The organism is Myxacorys chilensis (genome assembly GCF_059505265.1).
This window is the reverse complement of record NZ_JCACKG010000038.1, coordinates 1-2053: the sequence shown is the minus strand read 5'-3', so window position 1 is coordinate 2053 and position 2053 is coordinate 1. Positions and strand designations below refer to the sequence as shown.

Here is a 2053-nt window from a genome sequence, read left to right as displayed (position 1 = left end):
CCGGAAGCTGGATCATCCCTACCGTGTCGAACGCCGGGCTCAACGCGGACTTCTTCTTCCTGCCCGCGCCCGAAGACGGCACGATGATGCCTCCGGCGGGTCTGTCCTCGGGCTACTTCATCTCGGCGGCGACCGAGAATCCGGAGGAGGCGGAGCGTTTCCTGACCTTCCTCTACGATCCGGCGAACGCGCATTTCTGGGTCGAGGACATCGGGATCATCCCGCCCTATCCCATTGACCCCTCGACCCTGGACGTGTCGCCGCTGATGGCCGAGACGATCGCCTCGCTCGCCGACCCCGAGGCGATGGGCGTCAACATCGACGTGCTGACGCCCGAGCCGTTCAACACCACGATGACCGACGGCTTCCAGGCCGTGCTTGCCGGCGACCGGACGCCCGAGGAGCAGGCCGCGGCGCTTCAGGCCTCCGTGGCCAACTAGGACGGGCGGCGGGCTGGGGGCCGAGGCACCTCTGGCCCGCGTCCAGGTGGCGCAGCGCGATCCGAGGCATTCGGCATGGTCAGACCGGCACGGTCCCGACTTGAGGCACGCCAGCGGGCGGGATTCTGGTTCGTCCTCCCGGCGCTGGTCGTCTACGTGGTGTTCTTCGGCCTACCCTTCGCCGCAACCGTCTGGCTGAGCTTCACGAGCTGGAATGGCACGGGCGTTCCCGACTTCAACGGGATCGCCAACTGGCTTCGGCTCGCCGGGGACGGGGCCATGTGGGCCGCGCTCGGCAACAACATGATCTGGGTGGTGATCGGCACGGCCGTCCCGATCTTCGTCGGGCTGGTCCTGGCGGTGATGCTCTGGACCGACGCGCGCGGCTCCATGATCTACCGGACGGCCTATTTCCTGCCGGTGGTCCTGTCACCCGTGGTGATCGGGATCATCTGGATGTGGATCTACAACCCAATCTTCGGCCTGCTGAACACGGCACTGCGGGCCGTCGGGCTGGACGGGCTCGCAACCGGCTGGCTCGGGGAATCCGAGACGGCGCTCTATTCGGTGCTGGTGACGGCAATCTGGTCCTATGTCGGCTTCTGCATCGTCGTGCTCTTCGCCGGGCTCCAGAAGGTGGACCCGGAGCTCGTGGCCGCGGCGCGGATCGACGGAGCAAACACGCGGCAGCGGTTCCGACACGTGATCGTGCCGCAGATCCGGCCCGTGCTGACCATGGTGATCGTCTACACGGTCATCGGTGGGTTCAACGTCTTCGACGTGGTCTGGGTGATGACCCAGGGTGGGCCCAACAACGCCACCGAGGTCATCGCCACCTACACCTACGAGGTGGCCTTCCGCGCCAATGAGTACGGCTACGGCGCCACACTTTCGATGATCATGTCGCTGATCGCGCTGCTCGCGGCCTGGGTCACAATGCTCCTGCGGCGGTCGGAGCCGGGGCGATGAACGGCGGCCGGCCTCTCGGCGCGGCGACGGTCATGCGCCACGCGGTGCTGATCCTCTTCGCCGTCCTGTCCTTCTACCCCATCCTCGTGATGTGGTTCACGGCCCTGCGCCCTATGCGCGAGGTGATGGGCGATCCCTTCGGCCTGCCGAACTCGCTTTACCTCGACTACCTGACGACGGCCTGGACCCGGGGGCGCTTCGGCAGTTACTTCCTGAACTCGATCATCATCACGGTGCCGAGCGTCATCGGCGTCGTGGTCCTGTCGGCGCTGGCCGGATACGGGATCGCGCGCTTCCGGTTTCGGGGACGGATGCTCACCTTCTACCTCATCCTCCTGGGCCTGACCGTCCCGTTCCAGTCGGTGATGATCCCGCTCTACTACCAGCTTCTCGCCATGGGGATGCTGGGGACCTACTTGGCGGTAATCCTGCCGCTCATCGCCTTCGGCCTGCCCTTCGGCGTCTTCCTGATGCAGTCCTTCTTTGAGGATCTTCCCGTCGAGCTGCACGAGGCCGGCCGGGCCGACGGGTGCAGCGAATTGCGGATCTTCTGGTCGATCATGCTGCCGCTCGCCAAGCCGGCGCTGTCCACGCTCGTGGTCTTCCAGTTCATGCGGAGCTGGAACGAGTTCCTGATGCCGCTC

The 2053-nt window shown here is 66.0% G+C and carries 3 protein-coding genes; all 3 read left to right on the top strand.

Translation table 11 applies throughout. The annotated features are described in order from the left end of the window. Positions 1-440: extracellular solute-binding protein (locus AC5JLB_RS02020; RefSeq protein WP_495872190.1), on the top strand; the 440-nt coding region annotated here is incomplete at its 5' end. A gap of 75 nt (positions 441-515) precedes the next feature. Beyond that, entirely contained in the window at positions 516-1409 is an 894-nt protein-coding gene (locus AC5JLB_RS02015) for a carbohydrate ABC transporter permease (RefSeq protein ID WP_495872189.1), read from the top strand. Further along, positions 1406-2053: carbohydrate ABC transporter permease (locus AC5JLB_RS02010; RefSeq protein WP_495872188.1), on the top strand; the 648-nt coding region annotated here is incomplete at its 3' end. The genes AC5JLB_RS02015 and AC5JLB_RS02010, both read left to right, overlap by 4 nt.